The sequence below is a fragment of the Haloarcula laminariae genome (genome assembly GCF_025457605.1).
Taxonomy (GTDB): domain Archaea; phylum Halobacteriota; class Halobacteria; order Halobacteriales; family Haloarculaceae; genus Haloarcula; species Haloarcula laminariae.
The window spans coordinates 934,051-955,401 of the sequence record NZ_JAMZFY010000001.1; the positions used below are offsets into that span (position 1 = coordinate 934,051).

The window sequence follows — 21,351 nt, forward strand, 5'->3', positions numbered from 1 at the left end:
GTTTCTATCCGCGCCTCAGGCCGGCTCGGCCCGGTAGCGGGCGGCGACCGCCGTCCCGCCGACGACCGCGACGGCGACGACCGCGGCCTGCGGGGCCGAGACGGGGACGCCGACCAGCGTCCCGAGGCCGGTCACGAGCGTGAACGCGAGGAACAGCGGGACGACGACGGCGACGGCGTAGTACCACGGGCGGCTGGTCAGTCGCGCGATACGACCGGCGCCGAGTTCGTACTCCGCTATCGCGTCCCGACCGAGCACCCAGCCACAGAACAGCAGGAAGCCGAGCAGGGTGACGGTGAGCGCGAGGTTCGCCAGCGTGTCCGCGAGCAGCGAGAACAGCGACGGCGACATCGCCGCAGCACTGCCCGTGACGAGGAACAGGCCGCCGACGCCGGCGACCGCCCGCGAGCGAACGAACCCGTGTTCGTCGACGAGGTAGGCGACGAGCACCTCGAAGATACTGATGGCCGAGGACAGCGCGGCCAGCAGGACGACGCCGAAGAAGACGACGCCGACGAGTCGGCTGAACGGGAGGTCGGCGAACCCGCCGGCGAGGCCGACAAACAGCGCGCCGGGACCGCCCGACCCCGGCGGCAGGTCGAGCGAGTACAGCAGCGGGAAGATGACGAGCCCAGCGAGGACGCCGATAGCGGTGTTCAACACGGCGATGAGCGTGCCGTCGGCGACCAGCGAGCGGTCCTCGTCGATGTAGGAGGCGTACGTGAGCATCGCGCCGGCCCCGACCGAGAGCGTAAAGAGGGCCTGTCCGGCCGCGGCGACGAGCACGTCGAAGAAGTTCGCCCGGAGATACCCCACGTCCAGCGAGAGGTAGAACTCGTAGCCGCCGGCGCTGCCCGGCAGCGTCGCCACCCAGACCGCGAGTCCGCCGAACAGAAGCACGATGCCGGGCACCATCACCGTCGTCGCTAGCTCGATGCCGCGGTCGACCCCGGCGTAGACGACGGCGACCGTCGCCAGCAGGAAGAGTACGTGAAAGCCCACCGCGGCGGGCCCGAAGTCGATGGCGGCGAAGTACGCCTGCGGGGCCCCGAAGTACGCGCCGGTCGCGCTGGCGGCCGTGTATCGGAGAATCCAGCCGCCGACCACGCTGTAAAACGAGAGGACGACGACCGACGCGAATAGGGCCAGCCCGCCCAGGACGCGCCACTGACGCGCGCCCAGCGCGTCGAACGCGCCAATGGGGTTGCGCCGGCTCCGGCGGCCGATGACCATCTCGCCGAGCAGGCCCGGGACGCCCACGAGCAGTACCACTACAACGTACAACAGGAGAAACGCCGACCCGCCGTTGGTCGCGGTCAGCCACGGGAACCGCCAGATGTTCCCGAGCCCGACGGCGCTCCCGACCGCCGCGAGCACGAATCCGAGTCGTGTCCTCCACGTCGCTCTCGTCATCGTGCCTCCGGTCCGTGTGAACGGGGAAAAGCCCGTCGAGTGCCGCCTCAGAGCGGCGCGAAGAAGGCGGCGTCCTCGACGAGGAACAGCTCGTTGATTCCCAGCCCGAGCGTCGCTATGACGGCGACGACGACGACCACCCGAACCGTCCAGAGCCACACGTCACCGCCGGCGCCCAGCCCGTCGGTCCCAGCGCGCAGCTCGTCGACCGCGTCGGTCCCGAGCACCCAGCCGACGAAAATCGTCGTGGCGAGCACCGACAGCGGAAGGAACAGCTGGTAAGCGACGCTGTCGAACCAGGTCAGCCACGCGGTGTCCCAGGCCGAGGGCAGGCCGAGCACGAAGAGCCCGGCGCCGACCGCGGGCGCGAGGACCGTCCGGGGCACGTCGTAGTTGTCGTTGGCGTAAGCGACCGTTACCTCCAGCAGGCTGATGGCCGAGGACAGCGCCGCGATGAGGACGACGCCGAAGAAGACGACGCCGAACAGCCGGCCGAAGGGGACCGAGCCGAAGCCGGCGGCCGTCGCGACGAACAGGGCGCCGGCGCCGCCGGTCTGGGTCGTGATGTCCGCGCCGATGGTCAGCAGGATGGGGAAGACGACCAGCCCGGCCAGGACGCCCACGAGCGTGTTCGTCACGACGATGGCGCCGCCGTCGACGATGAGGTTGTCGTCGTCACCCACGTAGGAGGAGTAGGTCACCATGATGGCCATCCCCAGCGAGAGCGTGAAGAAGGCCTGTCCGACCGCGAAGGGGATGATGCTCCCGGCGTTTGCCGTCATCGTGCTCAGGTCCGGCGAGAGGAAGAACTCGTAGCCCGCTCCCGCGCCGGGGAGGGTCGTCACCCACACCGCGAGTGCGATCATAAGCAGGAGGATGCTCGGCACCATGAGCTTCGTCGCCGCCTCGATGCCGTCCTCGATGCCGAGCGAGACGATACCGACCACCAGCGCCAGGAACAGCGCCTGGGCGAGGACGGCTTCGGGACCGGCCGACACCGCGCCGAAGTACCCCGCCGGGTCCGCGAAGTACGCGCCGCGGACGCTCCCGAGGATGTAGCGCAACACCCACCCGCCGACGACGTTGTAGTACGAGAGTATCCAGAACCCGGTGACAACGGCCAGTCCGCCGACCGCCCGCCAGGGCCCGTGGCCGAGCCGCTCGAAGGCGTCGACGGCGTTGACGTTGGTTCGTCGCCCCAGCACGAACTCGGCGAGCATCGCCGGGAACCCGATGACGGCGACGGCGATGAGGTAGAAGGCGACGAACGCGGCGCCGCCGTTAGTCGCGGTCTTGAACGGGAACTGCCAGAGGTTCCCGAGACCGACTGCGCTCCCGATCGCTGCGATGATGAACCCGGGCCGTGTGGCCCAGGTCTCCCGGTCGGACATAGTACCCAAATCATGCGCCTGCCCCTTTTTAAACGCATATGTTTCTTTTCGGGCCGGAGGAACACTGCCGGCAGCGTCAGAGGCTCGCGAGGTTCTGCCGGAGCTTGATGGTCGCCGTCATCAGCGTGGTCGCGGTCATGATGACGAAGACGACCTGGATGTGCAGGACGACGATGCGGTCGAGGCCGACGAGCACGGCCAGGTCGAGCGCGGGGACCAGCGCCGCAAACAGCAACACCGGGAGCAGATGCCGCAACAGCGTGTCGACGACGGTGCCCTGAACGCGCGCCTCGGCCGCGCCGCGCCGGCCGTAGAGCCCGCCCGCCAGCGCGAACCCGAGGGCGCTCAGCCCGGAGGCCGCGAGCAAGAGCGGGCGGCGCCCGACCAGCGCGAGCCCGGCGAAGACGACCGCGACACCGACGATGGCCGCCCGCGTCAGGCGGCGCTCCGAGCCGCCACCGTCGCCGGTCGTCGCCGGAACGACGCTGCGATACAGCACCCGGAGCGCGACGGCCAGCACGAACACCGCCCCGAGCAACAGCCCCATCTTGAACGGGAGGACGTAGACGGTCAGCAGTTCGACCAGCCCGAGCAGGGCGAACCCGACGGCGAGCAGCCCGGCGAGGACGAGGAAGTCCCACAGCCCGTCCCCGGTTCCGAGCTCGCTCGTCAGCCGGTTCTGGTAGGCGTAGTAGCTAAAGCGGACCCCGAGCACCGCGAGCAGCGTCAGCGCGATGAAGAAGATGAAGGTCAGGTTGGGGTTGTTCGGCGCGTACGGCAGGCCGACGGCAACGCTATTCATCGTCACCCCGCAGGCTCCGGAGCTCCTGTCGGAGATGGGCCGCCGTCTCGTAACGGGCCAGCTTCCGCCGCGCCATCGCCTTGCCGACGATGTCGTCGACGGCGGGCGGGACGTCCGCGACGGCCGAGGGCTCGGGCGGGTCCGTCGACAGAACCGCCTCCCGGACCGCGTCGAACGTTCCGGTGTAGGGCGGCTGTCCGGTGAACAGCCGGTAGCAGACCGCGCCGAGCCCGTAGATGTCGGTCGCGTGGTCGATACGCCCGAACCGCCGCTGGTAGTACTCCGGGGCGGCGTAGTGGGGGTCGAGATACTGCGAGGGGTCGAAGCGGTGGCGGTACACCGACAACAGCCCGGGGTTGTCGAGCAGCGGCGGCTGTCTGTCGCTCTCCGCGATGACGTTCCCGTAGTAGGCGACCGATTCGGCGTCGATACCGGCGTGGACGACCCCGCGCTCGTGGAGCGTCGCGACCGCCTCGGCCAGCTGTTCGGCGTGCCAGGCGGCCTCGGTCGGCGGGACCCGCTCGCGGTCGGCCAGCGTCTCCGCCGTGTACTCCGTCGCCAGCCACAGCCGGGGCTCGTCCTGCCAGTCGTACAGCGTCAGCACGTTCTCGACGTCGGAGACAGTTTGCCACTCGTCCAGCCGCGTTGAGAGCGCCGTCCGGAAGGCGTCGTCGGTCCCCTCAACCCCGTCGAGCAGGCGCAGCGCGACGGCGTGTTCGGTCTCGTCGACGACGCCGAGCGTGCGGTAGGTGTCGCCGTAGCGCCGGCGCTCCCGCGGCGCCAGCACCGCGAGACTGTCGAACCGACTCTCGTACTCGACGAGCGAACGCCACTCCGCGTCGGCCGCCCGCGGCCGCTGGCCGATGGTGTTGCCGTCCTCGTCGTCGGCGGCGCGGCGCTGGTCGTCCTCGTCCTCGTCGTCCGTGTACACCTGCCGCCCGTCGCCGTCGGTCCCGGAGCCGGCGACCCTGGTCCGCCCCCGCTCGCGGTTGTCGGTCCCGCCCGTCGGCGTCGAGCGCTCGACCTCGTGTCTGGCCCCCAGGCTCGTCTCCCACCGGTCGAGCCGGTCCTCGACGACCGCGGGGTACCGGTCAGCGACGTATTCGAGCGCGAGTTCGGCTGCCAGGCTCTCGTCAGTGCGGTCCGCGAGGCGGCCCACGAGCGAGGCCACGACGCCGGGATGGGCGTCGGCGACGACACACAGCGCCGTCGCCGCCCCCAGGCGGACCTGCCGGTCGCCGTCGTCGAGGAGGTCGAGCAGCCGCGGGACCCGGTCCCGGTCCACGTCCGTCGCGGTGAGGACCTCGGCGACGAGCGCTCGGGGGTCTCTCTCCGAGGTCATTGGTCGATAGAACAACAATCCCCGCCCTAAACGCATCACTGTTTTGGTGGGTAGTGGCGCGTCTCTCCCCCCAGTTTTCAACGGTGAGAATAGCGGAGGAACGCTTTATAACGTCATTCCCTGAGAGGAAAAGGATGCCAACAGACCGGGATTCGCCCTTGCCGAGTTTCGTCGGCGACAGCTACGCCGCACGGCTCGGTGTCGCGCTCGCGTTCGCTATCGTCGTCATCGTCGCCTTCGGCACTGTCATCAGTGCCCAGGCGTCGTCGACGCTCGCCGAGGACGTCGAGGGCGACACGACAGCGCTGTCCGACACGCAGGCGGCACAGCTCGACGGCTGGCTGACCACGGCCAGGCGGGACGTCCGGACGACCTCCCGCCTGCCCGTGTTCGCGGACGGGTCACAGTCGGCCGTCCAGAACAGGCTCGCGGGCCTCGTCGAGAACGACGAAGTACCGCCCGACGTCGTGGCGGTCCACTACGTCAACACGGCGAACGGGACCATCACCGCCAGCTCGAACGAGCAGTTCGTCGGCGTCAACGCCACCGAGCAGGGCGCGCCCTTCGCCACTGACCCGCCCGAGTTCGGCGGACCCGACGACACTCACGTCACCGACCCGTTCTCGGTCTCCGTCGTCGACCACCCGATCATCGCCGTCGTCTCGCCGGTGGCCGGGGCGGAGAACCGCGCTATCGTCTACATGACCGACCTCGAAGCGCGGACCGAGTCGATATCGAACCAGCGCGAGGGGTCCTACACGACCGTCGTCAACGGGGACGGGGAGTTCATCGCCCATCCGAACGTCTCGACTATCGGCTCGACCGCACCGGTCGCCTCGGGCGAGGACGACCCGATTAGCTCGCTCGACAGCGGCCAGAGCACGTTCGTCGAGACCGACGAGATGCTGATGGGCATCTCACGGCTCGAAGGCCACGACTGGTCGGTGATGGTCCACGCCGACCGGACCCAGGCCTACGCCCTCGCGGACCAGATAAACTCGGACCTCGTTGGGCTCATCCTGCTTGCGGTCATCAACCTCGGACTCGTCGGTGTAACCATCGGCGGCAGCACTATCGCCTCGCTGCGCCGGCTCTCCTCGCAGGCCGAAGCGATGGCCGACGGCGACCTCGACGTCGACCTCGAAACCACTCGCGGCGACGAGTTCGGCACGCTGTACGGGGCCTTTGACAACATGCGGTCGAACCTACGGGCCAAGATTTCCGACGCCGAAGCCGCCCGCGAGGAGGCGGAGTCGGCCAAACGTGAGGCCGAGGAGGCCCGGACCGAGGTCGAGGCCGAGCGCAACGAGATGCAGGCCCTCTCGAGCCACCTCGAACTGAAGGCCGAGGAGTACTCCGGCACGCTGGAGTCGGCCGCCGACGGCGACCTCACCGCCCGCGTCGACACCGAGAGCATGAGCGACGCGATGGCCGACGTCGGCCGCGAGATAAACGCGACGCTGGACGCCCTGGAGGCGACTATCGCGGACATGCAGGCGTTCGCCGACAACGTGATGGGGGCCAGCGACCGGGTCGAGACCAACGCCGAGCGTGTCGGGATGGCCAGCCAGCAGGTCTCCCAGTCCATCGAGGAGATATTCGACGGGGCAACCGAACAGAGCGAGCGCTTACAGGAGGGGTCGGCCGAGATGGACAACCTCTCGGCGACGGCCCAGCAGGTCGCCGCCTCGGCCCAGGAGGTCGCGAACACCTCCGAGGCCGCCGCCGAGGTCGGCGAGGACGGCCGCGAGGCCGCACAGGAGGCCATCGCGGAGATGAGCGCCATCGACGACGAGACCGCGGAGACGGTCCGCGAGATAAACGCTCTCGAAGGTGACCTGGAGGAGATCGGCGACATCGTGAGCGTCATCACGAACATCGTCGAGCAGACGAACATGCTGGCGCTGAACGCCTCCATCGAGGCCGCACACGCCGACAAGGACGGGGACGGCTTCGCCGTCGTCGCCGACGAGATAAAGGGCCTCGCCGAGGAGACCAAAGAGGCCGCCGCGGACATCGAGGACCGCATCGAGCGCATCCAGTCCCAAGCTGGCGACACGGTCGAGACCATCGAGTCGACGAGCGAGCGCATCTCCGAGGGGGTCGACACCGTCGAGGAGGCCGTCGACGCCCTGGAGACCATCGTCGAGTACACCGAGGAGGTCGACACCGGTATCCAGGAGATAGACCACGCGACGGAGGAGCAGGCCCGGACCGCACAGGACGTACAGGCGACCATCGACGAACTGAGCAGCATCTCCCAGCAGACGGCGGCCGAGGCCGACACCGTCGCCGGCGCGGCCGACGACCAGGCGGCCTCCATCGAGACGGTGACCGACTCCGCCAGGGAGCTGCGCGACCGGGCCGAGGACCTCGAATCCGTTCTCGGCCAGTTCGAGGTCGACGGGGACGGGACGGACGACACGACCGAGGCGGCCGCCGCGGGGGACGACTGAGATGACAACGATAACGACCTGGTTCACGCTGGGACTGCTCGGCGAACTGCTCGGGACCGCGCTGCTGGCGTACGGGTACACGCTGGTCCCCGAAGCGACGCGCAAGCGGTATCTGCTGCTGGTGGCCATCCCCGGCATCGCTATCGTCGCCTATCTCCTGCTCGTGCTGGGTATCGGCGCCCTCGACGGCGGCGGCCACACCGTCTACGTGGTCCGGTACGTCGACTGGCTGCTGACGACGCCGATAAACGTCCTCTATCTCGGACTGCTCGCCCAGGCCGACCGCGGGACTATCGGCAAGCTGGTCGGGCTCCAGGCGCTGACCATCGTCTTCGGCTTCGCCGGTGCGATGGCGAGTGGCGCGCTCAGCTACGCGCTCTTTGCGGTGGGCGCGGTCGCCTTCGCCGGCGTCGTCTACCTGCTGTACGGCGACGTGGCCGACTCGGCCGTTGCCGCCCTCTCGGACGTCGAGGGCAGCCTCTACCGGACGCTGCGGAACTTCGTCGTCGTCCTCTGGTCGGTCTACCCCGTCGTCTGGCTGCTCGGCGCGGCCGGCATCGGCCTGATGGACGTCGAGACGGCGTCGCTGGTCATCGTCTACCTGGACGTGGTGACGAAGGTCGGCTTCGGGACCATCGCGCTCCACGCCTGGATGACGATGGACGCCGACACCGTCACAGAGGGGACTGCCGTAACGGCCGACTGAGCGGAAAAGGACGGCTGGCGCACGGAACGGCGTAGTCGTTTTCGGGTGGCGCCGGTCGCCACCTATCGATGCATCACCGCAGCGGTATCCGTCAGTGGATACCCATCGCTTCGATCTGTTCCTGGTACCGGTTTCGGATGGTGACCTCCGTCACCTGTGCCACGTCGGCGACCTCGCGCTGGGTCTTCTTCTCGTTACAGAGCAACGAGGCCGCATAGATTGCGGCGGCGGCGTAGCCGGTCGGGGACTTGCCCGAGAGCAGCCCCTGCTCGGCGGTGGTGTCGATTATCTCGTTTGCCTTCGACTGGACCTCCTCCGAGAGGTCCAGTTCGGAGGCGAAGCGGGGGACGTACTGCTTGGGGTCGACCGGCTCCATCTTCAGTTCGAGCTCCTGGGCGACGTAGCGGTAGGTGCGGCCGATCTCCTTCTGTTCGACGCGGGAGACGTCCGACACCTCCTCCAGGCTTCGGGGGATGCCCTCCTGTCGGCAGGCGGCGTACAGGCAGGCGGTCGCGACGCCCTCGATGGAACGTCCGCGGATGAGGTCTTCGTTGAGGGCGCGCCGATAGATGACCGAGGCGACCTCGCGCACCGAGCGCGGGACACCCAGCGCGGAGGCCATGCGGTCTATCTCCGACAGCGCGAACTGCAGGTTGCGCTCGCCCGCGTCCTTCGTGCGGATGCGCTCCTGCCACTTGCGCAGTCGGTGCATCTGCGAGCGCTTCTCCGAGGAGAGCGAGCGGCCGTAGGCGTCCTTGTCCTTCCAGTCGATCTGTGTCGTCAGCCCCTTGTCGTGCATCGTCTGTGTGGTGGGGGCACCGACGCGGGACTTGGACTGGCGTTCGGAGTGGTTGAACGCGCGCCACTCCGGTCCGCGGTCGATGTTCTCGTCCTCGATGACCAGTCCGCAGTCCTCACAGACGAGCTCACCCCCGCCGTCGCTGGTGATAGACTCCGACTCACACTCGGGGCAGGTCTGCTGGCCCGTGCTTTCGGACGACTGCTCAGCCTCCTCCTGTTCCGTGTCCCGCTGGCGCGTCGGCCGTTCCATGTGTTCTTTTACGGAGAACAGCTAATTACGTATAAATGTTTGGGGGAATCGGGTGGTCACTGTGTGTAGGCCCCGCCTACATCCCGCTCACAGGGGGGCGAGTAAAGCCTTAACCCCGGGCGTGCGGTGCTACGTACACACATGCAACCGTTCACGGGGCCGATTGCTGCCGTCGAGCGAACGCGCGACAGCGCGCGCGACATCGTCCCGGACCTCGATTGCCGGTCGTCGGGGACAGCAAGTGAGGTCTCCCCATCGAGGCAGACTCCCCTCGGGGAGAGCGACCGATGAGTGACGGCCGACAGCCCGACAGGGAGGGCATCGCCGACCTGTTCGACGAGCTCCAGGAACTGGAGGATATCGTCGACAGCGAAGAGGAGCGGCGACAGGTCCGCGAGGCGATGCGGGCCGCGACAGACGCCCAGGACGACGACCCCGCCGTGTTCGGCCGCGTCATCTGGGGGTTCGACCGAGAGGACTTCGCCGAGGCGGTGCTCGGCTCGCTGCTTTTCGGCATCCCGATGGCCGTGGAGGGCGGCACCGTCGACGCCGGGCGCCACATCGCCCGGCACCCGCTGTATCTCCTCGGGACGCTGGTGACCGCGGTGGCGATGGTCGTCGGCATCCTCTATGTCGCCGATTTCCAGGACGTGCGCGTCGCCCACCGCATCTTCGGGGTCATCCCCCGGCGCCTGGCCGGCGTGACGCTGACGCCCCTCGCTACCTCGGTCGCCTTACTGACCGCCTGGGGGCTGGTCGATTGGTCGAGCGACCCCGCAATCGTCTGGGAATCGCTGTGTATCTGTGCCGTCGCGTTCGTCCCGATGGCCATCGGGGCGGCGCTCGGGGATATCCTCCCCGGCAGCTGAGTTGCGCTTGCCACACTGTGGCATGCTCCCGACGGCGTTTGACAACCGTTAAAAGCGCCGGTCGGGTACGAGGTGGTATGAGCGAGAGCCAGCAAAAACGAGCGCAGAAATGCGTCTCGTGTGGCATCAACATCGCCACGACGAACGCGGCCGCGTTCAAGTGCCCGGACTGCGGACAGCAGATATACCGCTGTTCGAAGTGCCGCAAGCAGAGCAACCTCTACAAGTGCCCCGACTGCGGATTCACAGGACCATAACAATGGGGAAAGTAGCAGCCAAGATCAAGATCATGCCGCAGAGCCCGGAAGTCGACCTCGACGAGCTCCAGGACCGTCTCGAGGGGTCACTTCCCGAAGGAGCGAAAATCAAAGGGTTCGAGCGTGACGACGTGGCCTTCGGCCTGGTCGCGCTGTTCCCGACCGTCATCATCCCGGACGAAGCCGGCGGTACGGACGCCGTCGAGGAGGCCTTCGCCGACGTCGAGGGCGTCGAATCGGTGGACGTCGACACTGTCGGCCGTCTGTAACGCGCCGCTCGTTTTCCGTTTCGCCGCGTAGTCAGCGACGGCGCCGGCGGCCGGCCCGGCGTCGCCGACCGCGGAACGCACGTTTTATATGGGCGAGTAGACAAGCGATGAGCAAGAATGCCTAGTTCGAACGGCCCCCTCGAAGGAACACGGAACAAGCTGAAGAACAAGCCACGCGACCGCGGTACCTCCCCGCCCCAGCGCGCTGTCGAGCAGTACGAGGTCGACGAGAAGGTCCACCTGAAGATCGACCCCTCCGTCCCCGAAGGTCGCTTCCACCCGCGCTTCGACGGCCAGACCGGCACGGTCATCGGCGAGCAGGGCACGGCCTACAAGGTCGAAATCGTCGACGGCGGCAAGACCAAGACCATCATCGTCAAGCCCGCCCACCTCCGCCGGCAAGAATGACGATATTCAAGGAGAAGGTCTCCGAGGAGTATCTCACCACCGCCGAAACCAAGGAGATACTGGCGGACCTGGAGATGGAGCGGGCGGCCGACGAGGACCGCGAGATGCGCTACGAGCTCAAACGCTCCATCGAACACGTCAACCACTTCGCGATGCTCGACGTCGAGGAGTCCCTGGAGTTCGTCGAACAGCTCCGCGAACTGGAGAAAGTCGACGAGGCGACCGCCTACAAGATCGCCAACCTGCGCCCGCTCGACCGCGACGAGCTACGGGCCATCTACGCCCAGGAGCGGTACTCCCTGTCGGGCGAGGAACTCGACGACATCCTCGCCGTCGTCAAGCAGTACGCCTGAGCGCGGTTCGTCGTTCCTTCTCTCCGCGTTTTCTTTTTCCACAGTAGCGCCGGATAGAGCGGTGCGGTCGAGTGGACACGGACCCGCTGTGCCCGTCGGGACAGTCGTGTTGGCCACGCGACGAACGCCCCGGGAGAGGGCGAACTCCGGGACGGCGTGGTCCGGCAGTTCCCATCCAATGCATTAAGTGTACTCTGGTCATACAGTTCCGCATGAGCAGCACCGAGAGCGGTGGCGAGGATTTGGTCGCGGCGGTGCTCGACGTCCTCCCGCACGGCCGGAGCGACGACGACCGCCCACAGCACCAGAAAGAGCCGCTCGCGTACGCACTCGGGGTGGACGAGTTCCACATCTACGAGCTCTCGCTCGACGAGGACGACGACATCGCCTTCGGGGACCGCATCGACCTGACGGCGTTCGGTCGGCTGACGGAGGTCGACTTCGAGGAGCTGCCAAGCGGCGCCAGGCAGGAACTGGAGTACGCCGTCGAGGAGATAGTCGACGCCGACGAGCGCCGGTTCGTGGACTTCTACAACGACGCCCAGCCGATAACGCTGCGGCTCCACCAGCTGAACCTGTTACCGGGTATCGGGAAGAAGCTCCGTAACACGATTCTCGACGAGCGAAAGCGAAAGCCCTTCGAGAGCTTCGAGGACCTCGAAGAGCGGGTCAGCGGGCTCCACAATCCCCGTGAGGTCCTCGTCGAACGCATCCAGGAGGAGCTGCGCGACGACGACCTGAAGTATCGGATTTTCGTGCGGCGCAGCGAGCAGGGCGAGGGTGAGTGAGCGAAGCGAACGAACCATCGAGGCGGAGCGGCTCGCTCGCTCCCGACCCGAGTAGCGGCCTTTTTCACCGCCGGACCGTCTACGGAGGGTAATGACCGAGTACGGGAACCGCGACCCCGACGCGCTGGTCCGGCGGGCGGGCAAGCGGGCCGACACGAGACAGGACCAGCACTTCCTGGTCGACGACCGCGTGCTGGACCGGATTCCGACTTACGCCGAGGAGATGGACCTCACGCACGTCCTCGAAATCGGCGGCGGGCCGGGGGCGCTCACCGACCGACTGCTGGCCGTGGCCGACCGGGTGACGGTGGTCGAGCGCGACCCCGAGTTCGCGGCCCATCTGCGGACGGAGTTCGCCGACGCCGTCGCGGCGGACCGACTGACAGTCATCGAGGGGGACGCGCTGGCTGTCGACCTCCCCGAGTTCACCGCGAGCGTCTCGAACCTCCCCTACGGCGCGTCCTCGGAAATCGCGTTTCGGCTGCTCCCGGCGGGCAAGCCCATGGTCCTGATGTTCCAACAGGAGTTCGCCGAGCGGATGACCGCCGACCCCGCGACCGACGACTACGGGCGGCTGTCGGTGACGGCGGGTCACTACGCCGACGCCGAACTCGTCGAGACCGTGCCGAAGGGGGCCTTCGACCCCCAGCCCCGCGTGACGAGCGCGCTGGTGCGGACGACGCCCCGCGAGCCGGACTACGCGGTCCCGAGCGACGCGTTCTTCATGGACTTCCTGAAGGCTGTGTTCACCCAGCGCCGGAAGACGATGCGCAACGCCGTCCGCAACACGGCCCACATCTCCGGGCTGGGCGACCCCGACGCGGTCGTCGAGGCCGCCGACGAAGACCTGATGAGCGCCCGCGCCGGCAAACTCGCGCCGGCCGATTTCGCCGACCTGGCGACGCTGGCCTACGAGGTCGGCGAGCCCGAGCACGGCGATGACTGAGGAGGGCGAGGCGTCGGACGGTGGGGACCGGCCTTCTCTGGCTGACCAGCGCGGGGTCGAGACGGTGTACCAGCCCGCCGAGGACTCCGACCTGCTCGCCCGCACGGCCGTCGAGCGCGTCACGCCGGGGGACCGCGCCCTCGACGTGGGGACGGGGTCCGGCTACGTCGCGGCGAAACTGGCCGAGGCGGGTGCCGACGCGACGGGGGTCGACCTCAGCCCGTTGGCCTGCCGCGAGGCCGTCGACAACGGCGTTCCGGTCGTCCGCGGCGACCTGGTGGCGCCGTTCCGGGACGACGCGTTCGACCTCGTGACGTTCAATCCTCCGTACCTGCCGACGCCCGCCGAGGCCGAGTGGGACGACTGGATGGAGGCGGCGCTGTCGGGCGGCGAGGACGGCCGCCGGCTCGTCGACCCGTTTCTGGAGTCCGTGGGCCGTGTCCTGGCCGGTGGCGGCGAAGCTCTGCTGCTGGTGAGCAGTCTGACCGACCCCGATGCCGTCCGCGCGTACGCTCGCGAACAGGGCTTCGAAAGTGAGATGCTTGCTACCGAGAAGCATCCATACGAAGCGCTCGTCGTCCTTCGGTTTTCGAAGTCGTAATTACTACCAAGCATTTTTTAGAATAGGAAATATTAAAGCTCGTCATTTCATAGGACCGGCTAATGCCAGAGATTGTTGCGACGACACCTGGCCTGTTCCCCTTACCGGACTGGGCCAAGGACGAGCTGTCCGACCTGAAAGGACACCAGAAGACGGACCTCATTAGCGGCGACGAGGGCGGGGCCATCTCCGACGCCTACGACCGCGCCCGCAGCGAGGTCGTCTCCCTCCAGACCGACGCCGGCCTCGACCGGGTCAGCGAGGGGCAGTTGCGCTGGGACGACATGCTCGCGCACCCGCTGGCGGTCCACGAGAACGTCGAGACCCGCGGCATCGTCCGCTACTACGACAACAACAACTTCTACCGGGAGCCCGTCGTCACCGACGACCTGACCACCGGTGGCGACGTCGCCGCCGAGCTCGACGCCGCCGCCGAACTGGTCGATTCGGGGCTGCAGGCTGTGCTGCCAGGCCCCTACTCGCTGGCGGACCTCGCGACGGACGAACACTACGGCGACGAGGCGGAGTTCGTCGGCGCAATCGCCGACTTCCTCGTCCGCGAGGTCGAGCAGTTCCCCGACGTTGAGACGCTGTTCCTCCTGGAGCCGTCCCTCGCCGAGAACCCGCCCGAGGACGGCGAGGACGAGCGCGCCAGCGAGGCCGTCGACGCCGTCGCCTCGGCCATCGACGCCGAGGTCGTGGTCCACACCTACTGGGGGCCCATCGAGGAGAAGACCTACGCGCACCTGATGGACGCCGCCGTCGACGCCATCGGTTTCGACCTCGTGGCCGACCACGACAAGAACGTCTACAACGTCCAGGAGTACGGCACGAAAGATTCCGTCGCGCTGGGCGTCGCCGACGGACAGAACACCCGCATCGAGTCGCCCGAAACCATCCGGGACCGCATCGACTGGTTCGAACAGCAGACGAACACGGCCTACGACACCGTCTACGCGACCACGAACACCGAGACGTTCTACCTGCCCGTCAACAAGTTCGAGGACAAGATTCGGTCGCTCGCCAACGCCGCGGCCCTCGACACCCCGGAGGCAGACCAATGACAGGACCACGAGAGCAGTTCCGACCGGAGGACCACCCGAACGACCATTTCCTGCTGACGACCGTCGTCGGCTCCTACCCCAAGCCGAAGTGGCACGACCGCGCCCGCGAGATGTTCGAGAACGAGGAGCGCGACTTCGGCGAGGACGAGTGGGAGGAGTCGAAAGACGACGCCTCGCGGCTCATCACCCACGAACACGAGCGTGCGGGTCTCGACGTCATCTGTGACGGCGAGATGCGCCGCAACGAGATGGTCGAGTACTTCGCCCACCGCATCGACGGCTACGAGTTCAACGGCCGCGTGAAGGTGTGGGGCCACAACTACTTCGACAAGCCCAGCGTCGCCGACGAGGTCGAGTACGGCGAGCAGTGGCTCGTCGAGGAGTTCGAGTTCACCGACGAGGTCGCCGAACGGCCGGTCAAGGTCCCCATCACCGGCCCGTACACGCTGGCGAACTGGTCGTTCAACGAGGTCTACGACAGCGAGGAGGAACTGGCCTACGAGCTGGCCGACCTGGTCAACGAGGAGATAGAGGCGCTCGTCGAGGCCGGCGCTCGCTACATCCAGATAGACGAGCCCGCGCTGGCGACGACGCCCGACGACCACGCCATCGTCGGCGAGTGCCTGGAGCGAATCGTCGACGAGATTCCCGAGGACGTGCGGCTCGGCCTGCACGTCTGTTACGGCGACTACTCCCGCATCTACCCGGAGATTCTGGACTACCCGGTCCACGAGTACGACCTCGAACTCGCCAACGGCAACTACGACCAGCTCGACGTGTTCAAGGAACACGAGTTCACCAAGGACTTCGCGATGGGCGTCCTCGACGCTCACACGGCCGAGGTCGAGTCCGTCGAGGAGATAAAGGAGAACATCAAGAAGGGCCTGGAAGTCGTGCCCCCGGAGCGCCTGACGGTCTCGCCCGACTGCGGCGTGAAGCTCCTGCCCCGCGAGGTCGCTCGCGGCAAGATGGAGAACATGGTCACGGCGGCCCGCGAGATAGAACAGGAACTCGACGCCGGCGAGATAGAAGTCGTCGCCGGCGGCGGCGCGGAAGCGAGCGCGGACGACTGACGGAGCGGCCCTGCTGAGCGTCGGTCAGCCGGATAGCGGACGACTAGCGTGGTTCGAGCGGCCTACGAACCACGGTATTCGAGCAGTTTCTCTCCGGGTAGCGTGACGCGGCCAGCGCGCGCCCCGATATCGCGGACTCTACGACGATACCTGCCGGTCACGAGCGGCGTCTACCGCCCCGTTTCCCACGTATGAACGCCGAGTCCGCCCCAATTGAGTTCAGATAGCTGACTGGTATGGTGCGGGTTCTTCGACGATAGACGAATATTGAATCGACCAGCGCAGAAATAGATAAGTCTATCAGATATCAAATCTGGATTTCACTTCTTTCGATAGATGAGTTTTTGAGGGCTTGAAAGGCCACTTTAGTCGAATATCCTTTGAGGGCATGTATACGGACGCTAACTATTGTCACTGGGAAAGAGTTTAGTTGTACTCGGGAGATGTTCCAGATGAGATAATCGATGACCGACGACACACACCTCCGAGCGGAACTGTATCTTCGCGGTGACACGTACGGTACATTCGATGCCCAACAGCAGGTGCTGAATCGGGTCAACCGGCTGGAAGCGAACGGTGTCTTCACCGAGTCGATGGTGGCCGGCGAGTGGCAGCGCATCCGGACGATGGCCGAGGACACCCGTTCGGGGGCGCTCGCGACTTACGAGGAGTTCGACGACTGGGCCGACCGCAACGACTCGTCGCTCGAACCGGCGTTCGAACACCGCACGCGCACCTACGTCGGGATGGACCAGGTCGACGAGGTCGTCGTCTTCCCCGTCGTCTCGCTGGCGATATACGACGAGAAACGGCTGCAGTCGGTGTTCCCCTGCAGCGACGGCGAACACGTCTACACCGTCGGGGACGCGCTGGACGCCTTCGAGCGCGGCGACGAGGCGTGGCTGGCGCAGTTCGACGCCGTCACCGTCGACCGCACCGAGCCGTGGCTCGAAGCCGGCGTCGAAGCGTTGCCGTAGGCCCGCCGGTCGCCGACCGCTCAGAGGTGTCGGACCCCGCTATCCCCGCAGGGCCTCGACCGGTTCTTCACTCGCGGCCTTCCAGGCCGGATACAGTCCGCTGAGGACGCTGACGACGACGGCGAAGGCGAACGCGGCGATGAGATACCAGAGGTTCGCCAGCCGGAACAACGCCATCGCGTTGTCGACCGTGTAGTAGTTGATGGCGAGACCGACGAGCGTGCTGACTACCACTCCGACGACTCCGCCGAAGACGCCCAGGAGCGTCGCCTCCATGAGCATCACCTTCAGCACGTCCCGCTTCTGGTAGCCAACCGCGCGGAGGACGCCGATCTCCTCGCGGCGTTCGACGGTCGACATCAGCATGACGTTGAGGATGGAGATGCCGGCCACGAACAGGGATATCCCGGCGATGCCGACGAGAACGGTGTTGATGACCTGGAAGGTCTGGTTCACCTGGTCGACGATGGAGCCGAGTTCCTGTACCGTCACCCGCTGCTCGCGCCCGTTGAGCGCGTCCCGAATCGCCATCGCCGATTCGTTGGCGGCCGTGCCCGACTCGGTGGTGACGTACACCTGCGCGTAGTTGCGGTCATCGAACGAGCCCGCCGGCACGATGACGCGGTTGTCGGGATTGAGCTGTGAAAACGAGCCGGTCGACTCCAGGACCGCCCGGATTCTGACCGACGTACCGTTGATTGTGATGGTGTTGCCGGGCTGGAGGTCGTACTCGTCGGCGATGCTCTGCCCGATGAGGGCCCCGCTCTGGAACGGTTCGGGTATCCGCCCGTCCGAGGCGTTGTACACCTGGGTCGGACGCTGGATACCGTACACCAGCTGTGTGGTGTTTTCCCCCCGTGCGAACGCTATCGGCTCGACCCGTTGTTTCACCGGCGAGACGGTCGCGTCCGGGCCCGCCGCGCGCCGTATCTCCCGCACGTCGCGCTCGGTGAGGTTCTGGACGCCCGCTTCCCCGTTGGGCGAGACCGTCACCTGGTTCCCCAGCCCGCCGAGGTTATCGGAAATCGAATACTGGAGCGCGACACCGAACATCCCGAGGGAAGCGATGGCGATGACGCCGATGACGATGCCGAGCGAGGCGAGCACTGAGCGTATCTTGGTCCGTGTCAGGTTCCGCTGGGCCATCAGCACCGACGGGAACCGGCGGTAGAGGGGCTCAAGCATCGAGCGTCTCCTCTCCGAGCGCGCCGTCGACCAGGTGGACCGTCCGGTCGACGTACTCGTTGACCAGTTCGTCGTGGGTGACGGCGATGATACCCACGTCCTCCTCGTCGGCGATGCGGCGGAACTCGTCGAGAATCTGTCGCCCGGTCTCGCGGTCCAGGCTCCCCGTCGGCTCGTCGGCGAGGACGATTTTCGGGTCGTTGATGAGCGAGCGCGCGATGGCCACGCGCTGTTTCTGGCCCCCCGAGAGCTGGTCGGGCCGATGGTCGAGTCGGTCACCGAGGCCGACCCGCGTCAGGAGGTCCTCGGCGCGCTCGGTCCGGTTCGGGTCCCGGTCGAACAGCCGCGGGACCTCGACGTTCTCGACGGCGGTCAGCGTCGGCAGCAGGTAGAAGTGCTGGAAGACGAAGCCGATGGTCCGCTTCCTGAGCAGGGTCCGTTTCCGGTCGCCCAGGTCGGTCACGTCGCGGCCCTCTAACAGGAGCCGTCCCTCTGTCGGCGTCGATAACAGGCCGATGATGTTCAGGAGGGTCGTCTTCCCGCTGCCGCTTGGCCCCATGATGGAGACGAACTCCCCGGGTTCGAGCGAGAAATCGACCCCCTTCAGCGCTTCGAGGGTCTGGCCGCCGGTCTGATAGCGCTTGACCAGCCCGCGAGCGTCGATGACGGTCATATGTCCAGGTCGTCATCGTCGCCGCGCCGGTAGCGGCGCACCAGAAGCCCGGCGACGACGAGCGCGACGACGACGCCGAGTCCGAGGACCGCAAAGAGACCCGCGCCGGGGCCGCCGCCGGTCTGCTGTTCCTGCTGTCCGGTAAGTCCCGTATCGACGGGCGCGGAGAAGGTCTCCCTGGTCCGCTCGCCGTCGACGAGGTAGCTCACTTCGAGCGGAATCGAGGAGACGTTACCGGTTGCCCGTGCCGTCAGGTCGAAGGAGCTGAAGTCGCTCCCCGGCACTTCACCGACGAAGAAGTCCCTGTTGGGGGCCGCCGGTTCGACGTTCTCCGACGGGACCACGCGGACGATGACGCTCCGCGCCGTCGTCGTCCCGACGTTGCTGGTGCTTCCCGTGATCTGGAACACCCCGTCCTCCCGGGTCACGTCCAGCCCGGTCAGTTCGATAGCGGCGGGCGTCGCCCGGAGCGTGGTGCTCGTGTTGACCGAGCGCTGGACGGTGCCGCTCTCGTACTCGGCCGTGACGACCACGTCGGCGCGTGGCTCGGAGAGCGTCGTGTTGAGCCGGACCTGCTTCGTCGAGCGCGCGGGGACCGAATCGACTATCGTCTGGCTGACAGTCGCGTTCTCGGAGACGCCGGAGACCACAACCTCATCCGCCGGCGTGTTCCCCTGATTGACGATGTCCACGGTGAGGGTCTGTTCGGTACCGCTGCCCGACCGCGACGTTTCGAGGACGACCCCGCGGCGAGCGGGGTCGGTCTCTATCGTCTGGTTCTGTGTCACCGTCCGCTCGGTGCCGCCGGGGAGCGTGTAGGTGACGGTCGAGGTCAGTTCGTTGTTGCCGGCGCGCTGGGGACGGAAGCGGAAGTCGGCGGTGGCCGTCCCGCCCTGTTCGAGCGAGGCGAACACCGAGCGGTCGTCGAACACGGTGACGCCGTCGCCCGAGACGCTCACCTCGACGTTCGAGACGCTCGTGTCGAGCCCGTTGGCGACCCGCACCGACCCGTTCGACGCCACGCCGGCGACCGAGTCGTTGGTCTGGACGTCTATCTGTGGATGGCGCTCCTGTACGGAGAGCGAGACGGGGTATCGGAGCTGTATCGACTCGCCGGTGTTCGCGTTCCGGGCGTCGACGTGAATCCGCAGGTCGCGGGTGCCCGGCTCCTCGAACGCGTGGGTCAGCGGGACCGTGATTTCAGCACCGGGCGAGAGGGTCCCGAGGTTCTGGGCTCGTGTGTAGACGGGGAGTCCCTGTCCCTTACTGGGGCGCAGTTCGACTCGCTCGATTACCATCGCGTCGCCGCTGCCCTGGAGATTCCGGACCGTCGGCGTGAACGTGACCGACTCGTTGGGGGCGGGGCTCTGCGGTGAGACCGTGACACCGGTGATAGAGGCGTTCACCTGTGCACCGGCGGCCATTGCCGGCAGGGCCGCCAGGACAATCAGCGCGGCGACTACCAGTCGACGCACAGCATCCCTCCGTCGGCTCGAACACTGTGCTGTCGGCGGAGACGGGTGGAGGACGCCTCTGCGGGGGCAATTCGCATACCTTGGCTTGACAAGGTGATATAATAAATCCGACGGACCGTGTAAGCGAGCGCCGCAATGGGGTGGCGCCTGTGCCGTCTGTCCGACTCCGAGTGCGGCTACGACGCGCCGAACCGGTCTCTCATTGCGGAATCGCTTCGACGAGCCGTTCGAACTGCTGGCGGTACTGGGCCTCGGCGCGGGCCCTGACCAGCCCGGAGTCGTCGTCGAAGACGGACTCGAAGCCGGCCATCCGCCAGAGCAGGGTCGAGAGCTGATACAGCGGCCGCCGGTCGGCGTAGCCTTCGTCGAACGCCATCGGCCGGTGTTCGGTGTACCCCTCGTGGAACTCCGAGCGCAGTCCCTCCCGTACCTCGGGGTCGGTAACCGAGGAGTCGATAAAGAGGAACTCCGTCTGGGCGAGGTTGTACTCCGGCAGGGCCGCGAGCACGTCCTGCCAGTCCAGCACGGCCGTAATCGGCCGCTCGGTGCCGGCCTCGAACAGCAGGTTCGCCGGCCGGAAGTCGTCGTGGACCAGCCGGGGGACGCCGTCCTCGGGGACGTACTCCAGGGCCGGCTCTATCGTCTCCAGCGCACGACCCTTGACGTCCGCGAAGGGCGTCTCGTCCAGCCGGGAGAGGTGGGCCCGCGTGAGCCGCTCGAAGTACTCCCGCCAGCTTCCCATCCAGTCCCGGACGATGAGCCGGCCGTCGTGGAGGTCGAGGCGGCCGAAGGCCTCGAAGCCGATTTCCGAGTGGAGGTCGCCCAGGATGTGACCGGCCTGGCGCATGACCCGGCGGCGGTCCTCCGGCGAGAGCGTCGCGAACTCCGTCGCGAGGTTCTCTCCGTGGACCCGCTCGGTGACGAAGTAAGGGGGCACGTCGACCGCGGGCTCCCGCTTGAACACGAGAATGCGAGGGACGGGCACGTCCGTGCGGTTGGCGACGTACTCGTGGAGTTTCGGCTCGATGTCGAAGGGGATGTCACCGGCCGGTTTGAACTTCACTACCACCTCGTACTGCTCGCCGCCGTGGTCGAGTGTCACCATGTAGACGTCGCTCTGGTGACCGCCTCCGGGGGTCTCGAACGTGAACCCGTCGTAGTCCGGCCCCGACTCCTCGAGGACAGCGCGGATATCGGCTTCCGGCGTCGACACTGTCGGCGGCTACGCGGGTTGGTTAGATAAAACTGTCAG

General features: G+C 67.1%; 23 protein-coding genes. 14 read left to right on the forward strand and 9 right to left on the reverse strand.

Features of this window, described 5'->3' with window-relative positions; all coding sequences use genetic code 11:
- Nucleotides 1–15 precede the first annotated feature (15 nt).
- From NJQ98_RS04895 to NJQ98_RS04910, 4 genes are all read right to left on the reverse strand, one after another.
- Complete coding sequence (locus NJQ98_RS04895; protein ID WP_262176336.1) at nucleotides 16–1,413, reverse strand: sodium-dependent transporter; 1,398 nt, start codon at nucleotides 1,411–1,413, stop codon at nucleotides 16–18.
- 47 nt (nucleotides 1,414–1,460) lie between these two features.
- Nucleotides 1,461–2,804: a sodium-dependent transporter gene (locus NJQ98_RS04900; RefSeq protein ID WP_262176339.1), complete on the reverse strand. Its 1,344-nt coding sequence runs from the start codon at nucleotides 2,802–2,804 to the stop codon at nucleotides 1,461–1,463.
- A gap of 76 nt (nucleotides 2,805–2,880) precedes the next feature.
- Nucleotides 2,881–3,606, reverse strand: a complete 726-nt coding sequence (locus NJQ98_RS04905) for a hypothetical protein (RefSeq protein WP_262176341.1) — start codon at nucleotides 3,604–3,606, stop codon at nucleotides 2,881–2,883.
- Entirely contained in the window at nucleotides 3,599–4,948 is a 1,350-nt protein-coding gene (locus tag NJQ98_RS04910) for a protein kinase domain-containing protein (protein ID WP_262176344.1), read from the reverse strand. The genes NJQ98_RS04905 and NJQ98_RS04910 overlap by 8 nt, the downstream gene beginning before the upstream one ends.
- 134 nt (nucleotides 4,949–5,082) lie before the next feature.
- On the opposite strand from NJQ98_RS04910, the gene NJQ98_RS04915 reads away from it, so the two are divergent.
- Together NJQ98_RS04915 and NJQ98_RS04920 are read left to right on the forward strand one after the other, a co-directional pair.
- Nucleotides 5,083–7,404, forward strand: a complete 2,322-nt coding sequence (locus tag NJQ98_RS04915) for a methyl-accepting chemotaxis protein (RefSeq protein ID WP_262176346.1) — start codon at nucleotides 5,083–5,085, stop codon at nucleotides 7,402–7,404.
- A 1-nt stretch (nucleotide 7,405) separates the two neighbouring features.
- The gene (locus tag NJQ98_RS04920; RefSeq protein WP_262176349.1) at nucleotides 7,406–8,110 is read left to right on the forward strand and encodes a bacteriorhodopsin; all 705 of its coding nucleotides are present in this window, start codon (nucleotides 7,406–7,408) and stop codon (nucleotides 8,108–8,110) included.
- 91 nt (nucleotides 8,111–8,201) lie between these two features.
- Here the strand turns inward: NJQ98_RS04920 and NJQ98_RS04925 are convergent, their stop codons facing one another.
- Entirely contained in the window at nucleotides 8,202–9,161 is a 960-nt protein-coding gene (locus NJQ98_RS04925) for a transcription initiation factor IIB (RefSeq protein WP_220586998.1), read from the reverse strand.
- Nucleotides 9,162–9,302: 141 nt separating this feature from the next.
- Here NJQ98_RS04925 and NJQ98_RS04930 point away from each other — a divergent pair, with 141 nt between their 5' ends.
- The 12 genes from NJQ98_RS04930 to NJQ98_RS04985 all read left to right on the forward strand — a co-directional run bounded on the left by NJQ98_RS04930 (nucleotide 9,303) and on the right by NJQ98_RS04985 (nucleotide 16,766).
- Nucleotides 9,303–9,452, forward strand: coding sequence for a hypothetical protein (locus NJQ98_RS04930; protein WP_262176352.1), 150 nt, complete (start codon nucleotides 9,303–9,305; stop codon nucleotides 9,450–9,452).
- Nucleotides 9,449–10,030 (forward strand): DUF2391 domain-containing protein, encoded by a 582-nt coding sequence (locus NJQ98_RS04935; RefSeq protein ID WP_262176354.1) that lies wholly within the window; start codon nucleotides 9,449–9,451, stop codon nucleotides 10,028–10,030. The genes NJQ98_RS04930 and NJQ98_RS04935 overlap by 4 nt, the downstream gene beginning before the upstream one ends.
- 77 nt (nucleotides 10,031–10,107) lie before the next feature.
- Nucleotides 10,108–10,287 (forward strand): HVO_2753 family zinc finger protein, encoded by a 180-nt coding sequence (locus NJQ98_RS04940; RefSeq protein WP_220587000.1) that lies wholly within the window; start codon nucleotides 10,108–10,110, stop codon nucleotides 10,285–10,287.
- 2 nt (nucleotides 10,288–10,289) lie between these two features.
- Nucleotides 10,290–10,556, forward strand: coding sequence for an elongation factor 1-beta (locus tag NJQ98_RS04945; protein WP_262176357.1), 267 nt, complete (start codon nucleotides 10,290–10,292; stop codon nucleotides 10,554–10,556).
- A gap of 117 nt (nucleotides 10,557–10,673) precedes the next feature.
- On the forward strand, nucleotides 10,674–10,964 hold the full coding sequence (locus NJQ98_RS04950) for a 50S ribosomal protein L21e (RefSeq protein ID WP_262176360.1): 291 nt from the start codon (nucleotides 10,674–10,676) through the stop codon (nucleotides 10,962–10,964).
- Nucleotides 10,961–11,317, forward strand: coding sequence for an RNA polymerase Rpb4 family protein (locus tag NJQ98_RS04955; RefSeq protein WP_262176363.1), 357 nt, complete (start codon nucleotides 10,961–10,963; stop codon nucleotides 11,315–11,317). The genes NJQ98_RS04950 and NJQ98_RS04955 overlap by 4 nt, the downstream gene beginning before the upstream one ends.
- A gap of 212 nt (nucleotides 11,318–11,529) precedes the next feature.
- A complete protein-coding gene (locus tag NJQ98_RS04960; protein WP_262176367.1) occupies nucleotides 11,530–12,105 on the forward strand; it encodes a DUF655 domain-containing protein in 576 nt (191 codons plus the stop codon).
- 91 nt (nucleotides 12,106–12,196) lie between these two features.
- Nucleotides 12,197–13,051, forward strand: a complete 855-nt coding sequence (locus NJQ98_RS04965) for a 16S ribosomal RNA methyltransferase A (RefSeq protein WP_262176372.1) — start codon at nucleotides 12,197–12,199, stop codon at nucleotides 13,049–13,051.
- The gene (locus NJQ98_RS04970; protein WP_262176376.1) at nucleotides 13,044–13,652 is read left to right on the forward strand and encodes a HemK2/MTQ2 family protein methyltransferase; all 609 of its coding nucleotides are present in this window, start codon (nucleotides 13,044–13,046) and stop codon (nucleotides 13,650–13,652) included. The genes NJQ98_RS04965 and NJQ98_RS04970 overlap by 8 nt, the downstream gene beginning before the upstream one ends.
- 62 nt (nucleotides 13,653–13,714) lie before the next feature.
- Nucleotides 13,715–14,716 (forward strand): 5-methyltetrahydropteroyltriglutamate--homocysteine methyltransferase, encoded by a 1,002-nt coding sequence (locus NJQ98_RS04975; RefSeq protein ID WP_262176378.1) that lies wholly within the window; start codon nucleotides 13,715–13,717, stop codon nucleotides 14,714–14,716.
- On the forward strand, nucleotides 14,713–15,789 hold the full coding sequence (locus NJQ98_RS04980; RefSeq protein ID WP_262176382.1) for a methionine synthase: 1,077 nt from the start codon (nucleotides 14,713–14,715) through the stop codon (nucleotides 15,787–15,789). The genes NJQ98_RS04975 and NJQ98_RS04980 overlap by 4 nt, the downstream gene beginning before the upstream one ends.
- A gap of 464 nt (nucleotides 15,790–16,253) precedes the next feature.
- Entirely contained in the window at nucleotides 16,254–16,766 is a 513-nt protein-coding gene (locus NJQ98_RS04985; protein ID WP_262176385.1) for an HTH domain-containing protein, read from the forward strand.
- Nucleotides 16,767–16,805: 39 nt separating this feature from the next.
- Here the strand turns inward: NJQ98_RS04985 and NJQ98_RS04990 are convergent, their stop codons facing one another.
- The 4 genes from NJQ98_RS04990 to NJQ98_RS05005 form a co-directional block, all read right to left on the reverse strand.
- Nucleotides 16,806–17,951 (reverse strand): ABC transporter permease, encoded by a 1,146-nt coding sequence (locus NJQ98_RS04990; RefSeq protein WP_262176389.1) that lies wholly within the window; start codon nucleotides 17,949–17,951, stop codon nucleotides 16,806–16,808.
- Complete coding sequence (locus NJQ98_RS04995; protein WP_262176392.1) at nucleotides 17,944–18,624, reverse strand: ABC transporter ATP-binding protein; 681 nt, start codon at nucleotides 18,622–18,624, stop codon at nucleotides 17,944–17,946. Before NJQ98_RS04995 ends, NJQ98_RS04990 begins: the two co-directional genes overlap by 8 nt.
- A complete protein-coding gene (locus NJQ98_RS05000; RefSeq protein ID WP_262176396.1) occupies nucleotides 18,621–20,099 on the reverse strand; it encodes a COG1361 family protein in 1,479 nt (492 codons plus the stop codon). Before NJQ98_RS05000 ends, NJQ98_RS04995 begins: the two co-directional genes overlap by 4 nt.
- Nucleotides 20,100–20,298: 199 nt before the next feature.
- Nucleotides 20,299–21,312, reverse strand: coding sequence for a phosphotransferase family protein (locus tag NJQ98_RS05005; protein ID WP_262176399.1), 1,014 nt, complete (start codon nucleotides 21,310–21,312; stop codon nucleotides 20,299–20,301).
- Nucleotides 21,313–21,351 lie beyond the last annotated feature (39 nt).